Annotated in this window: 4 protein-coding genes and 1 other RNA gene; 2 read left to right on the top strand and 3 right to left on the bottom strand. The window is 43.0% G+C overall.

Features of this window, described 5'->3' with window-relative positions; all coding sequences use genetic code 11:
- Positions 1-153 precede the first annotated feature (153 nt).
- Together ffs and tadA are read right to left on the bottom strand one after the other, a co-directional pair.
- Positions 154-419, bottom strand: an RNA gene (gene ffs / locus WAM07_RS09025) — signal recognition particle sRNA large type.
- A 53-nt stretch (positions 420-472) separates the two neighbouring features.
- Positions 473-949, bottom strand: a complete 477-nt coding sequence (gene tadA / locus WAM07_RS09020) for a tRNA adenosine(34) deaminase TadA (protein ID WP_422166181.1) — start codon at positions 947-949, stop codon at positions 473-475.
- Positions 950-1030: 81 nt separating this feature from the next.
- Between tadA and WAM07_RS09015 the strand changes: the two genes are divergently transcribed.
- Entirely contained in the window at positions 1031-2320 is a 1290-nt protein-coding gene (locus WAM07_RS09015; RefSeq protein WP_422166179.1) for a LysM peptidoglycan-binding domain-containing protein, read from the top strand.
- A gap of 69 nt (positions 2321-2389) precedes the next feature.
- Here WAM07_RS09015 and WAM07_RS09010 read toward each other — a convergent pair whose 3' ends face one another.
- Positions 2390-3157 carry a DUF3891 family protein gene (locus WAM07_RS09010; protein WP_422166177.1) on the bottom strand — a complete coding sequence of 256 codons (768 nt, stop codon included), beginning with the start codon at positions 3155-3157 and terminating at the stop codon, positions 2390-2392.
- A gap of 71 nt (positions 3158-3228) precedes the next feature.
- On the opposite strand from WAM07_RS09010, the gene WAM07_RS09005 reads away from it, so the two are divergent.
- Positions 3229-3456, top strand: a 228-nt coding sequence (locus WAM07_RS09005) for a hypothetical protein (RefSeq protein ID WP_422166175.1), incomplete at its 3' end; no start/stop codon positions are given.

Raw genomic sequence — 3456 nt, 5'->3', positions numbered from 1 at the left:
CCTAAGATATCTCGAAACTGAGTCTTCAACAATCCGGCCCTTTAGTTTAATAAGCCCCTTACCAAAAACATAACCACGTTTAACCGAGCTTATAAAAAAAGCTGTTATGATAAAGTATCATAACAGCTTTTTTGTGTAATTCTTTATGTAATGCCGTGCACCCACCTTCGATGGCGAGGCCCCAAGCGTTACTCATGGTTGTGGCTCTATCCAGGCACTCCCGCGGCACACGAGATGGTCAGCTTACTGCTGCTTCCTTCCGGACCTGACAGGGTTCACTGGTTCTCATTGCGCAGGACCTGAATGTCAACACCACTCACATGAGGCAGGCCTTGAGACCTTGCCACCTCGGGTGGGAATTCGGCCTCGCTATAGCGGATTGCGAGTATAGGGCACCGCTACCTCCCCGCTTAGCACGACATTACTATTATATCGAGGCATTACGAATAATGCAATCCTTTTTTAAAAATAATTATAAACTGGATTTATTCTTTTTCTGAGAACGAATTCTCCGAAAGAAATCAGTAAGCAATTGTCCGCACATATCCTCCATTAAGCCGGGAACCACTTCAGCTCGATGATTAAAGCGATCATCCTCTAGCAAGTTCATCAAAGTTCCTGCACATCCGGCCTTGGGGTCTTTAGCTCCATAAACTACTCTTGGTATCCGCGACTGCAAAATTGCCCCTGTACACATCGGACAAGGTTCAAGTGTTACGTAGAGGGTACAATCTTCCAGCCGCCAGCTGCCGATGACTCCGTTTGCGCGCTCAATTGCAATGAATTCTGCGTGGGAAGAAGCTAACTGAGAACTCTCTCTCTGATTATAACCACGGGCGATCACTTCATCATTATGAACGATCACAGCTCCAATCGGGACCTCTCCCTCAGCTTCCGCTTTTTTAGCTTCTTTTATAGCTAATTGCATATAGTGTTCATCGTTATTCATAGAGATCTCCTTCTGAAAATGTAAGTGTTATTCCCCTTTTCCTTCTCATACATTAATAAAGATGAGAAAGGAGTGATTTAAATGCAGATCCACGTGGTCCAATCAGGGGAGTCTGTATTTTCGATAGCTAACCTCTATGATAGTACGCCAAATGCTATCATTGATGCAAACGAACTGGAAACCCCGGGTGATCTGGTTGTAGGGCAGGCCATCGTAGTCCCGATTGTTGGTCAGTTTTATTTTGTCCAGCCCGGCGACAGTTTATATTCCATTGCCAGGCGGTTTGGCACAACAGCTGAAGAGCTAGCACGAGTGAACAACCTTCAAGTCACTCAGACTCTCCAGCCAGGATTCCGTTTATACATCCCGGAACAACCGCCTGTTAACACCTCAGCGAATGCTTATATTGAACCTTTCGGTGGAGAAGTGTCGGATACTTTACAGTCTTCTGCAGAAAACCGGGCACCTTTACTTTCCTATTTAGCACCATTCAGTTATGAAATTCAACCTGATGGTTCCCTAAAAGCTCCTCCTCTGGATAATTTTAAAGCCATTGCTGATAACAATGACGCTTCTTTAATGATGGTCGTCACAAATCTAGCTGAAGATGGATTCAGTGCAGAATTAGGCCGGACGATTTTAACTAATGAAGATCTGCAAAATACTTTGCTCGATAATATTATCCAGACAACCCGTGAAATCGGATTTCGGGACGTTCATTTTGATATGGAATTTCTGCCACCGGAATTGAAAGAAAATTACAACCAATTTCTAAGAAAAGCCAAAGAACGTCTATCTGCCGAGGGACTTCTTATATCTACAGCCCTTGCTCCTAAAACGAGTGCCGATCAAGAAGGTCTGTGGTACGAAGCACATGATTACAAAGCACATGGGGAAATTGTGGATTTTGTTGTGCTAATGACTTATGAATGGGGCTACAGTGGGGGACCTCCTCGGGCGGTATCACCTATCGGACCTGTTACAGAAGTCGTAGATTACGCTTTGACCGAAATGCCTGCTGATAAAATTCTGTTAGGCCAGAACCTATATGGCTATGATTGGACCCTGCCTTATGAACCAGGGGGAGAGTTTGCCAAAGCCGTAAGCCCGCAAAGAGCTATCCAGATTGCCCGGGAAAATAATGTGAATATATCTTATGATAAGGAAGAACAAGCTCCCTTTTTCACTTATACAGATGCGTCTGGAAGTGAGCATGAAGTATGGTTTGAAGATGCAAGGTCAATTCAACAAAAGTTCGACCTTATTAAAAATCGAGGATTAAGAGGAATCAGCTATTGGAAACTGGGATTGTCCTTTCCTCAAAACTGGCTGCTCTTAAGCAGTCAATTTAATGTAGAAAAAAATCAATAATAATTTCCGCCCCAGACAGGGATCCAGAGATGTCTTAGGCTGTCTGAAAGCGGAATTTAAAAGCTTACTTTAATCAGAAGGAACAAAAACAACCACTCTATGGTTGATTTCTGTCTGATGGTAAGCTTCTTTTAATCCTTTCTTCTCAATATCCTCCTTTGAAACCATCCGGTAAGGAATCTGGACTTCAAATGAATACTCGAGAGGAAAAGGCCGTAAAGATACCTGTTTTTCGTCTACCCAATGCGGCATGATGCCGCCGGGTGCAAAATCGAATGACTGCCTGAATCCATTTTTAAACCAGGACACTTCTTCGTCCTTAGAAATACCAGACTCCTGCATGCAGATATACAGAGAAAGATCATCACAAAACTGCAGCCTCTGGAAATGGAGTTGGTAGATATCCTTAGGAATATCCCTCTTCATTGCTTGATAAAGGTTTTTCTGTCTATCCTTTTCATCCTCTAAAAATGAACGAATCTCAGGATCCTCACTATCCTCAGAAAAAAAAGATTGATAATGCATGCTGCAGAGCATCCCCGCATACAGAGACTGATCAGCAGCCTCCTCGATCCCTCGCTGATAAGCCTCAAGTTTCTCAGTGAGGGGATAATCTATAAACGAGTAAGGTCTATTTTTTTCTTCATTCCATATTGGATCTTTATCCAGAGGAATCCACGCACGATCATGCTGGGAAACCGCCCAGTCCGCTTCTTCTCTTAGTTTTGAACGAAGCAAAAAATCTTTCTTCCAGTTTCTTACGATCTGACCAGAAATCTTAGCGTGTTCATGTTGTTCAATCATTAAAAAATGGTGTTCCTGTTCATTGACAATCATCGACTTCCTCCTTCATCTCTCACTTATGTACAGCTGTTTGAAGTGCTATACTCTTAACAGAGGTGATATATATGAAATTCCCCGTAAAAAAGAATCCCATTCTTATACTGTTAGTTTTAGCTTTAATACCTCTTGGCATGATTGGACTATTTACAGAAGACTTTGTCGAAGGGTGGGTCAGTCTTATCATCATGGTCGTCGTCTCCATCCCTCTACTATGGGCACTCGTCCGTTCTTACCACGAAATCACCGAAGAGTCATTGATCGTAACGTTTGGCCCTATTATTAAAACCATTCCC

Origin of the sequence: Halobacillus sp. (assembly GCF_049282395.1) — a bacterium.
In the GTDB taxonomy this organism is placed as follows: domain Bacteria; phylum Bacillota; class Bacilli; order Bacillales; family Halobacillaceae; genus Halobacillus.
This window is presented reverse-complemented; position numbering and strand designations above follow the sequence as displayed.

Coding starts and splice junctions, on each gene's coding strand:
- tadA (WP_422166181.1), bottom strand. CDS start 949: ATGAATAACGATGAACACTATATGCAATTAGCTATAAAAGAAGCTAAA.
- WAM07_RS09015 (WP_422166179.1), top strand. CDS start 1,031: ATGCAGATCCACGTGGTCCAATCAGGGGAGTCTGTATTTTCGATAGCT.
- WAM07_RS09010 (WP_422166177.1), bottom strand. CDS start 3,157: ATGATTGTCAATGAACAGGAACACCATTTTTTAATGATTGAACAACAT.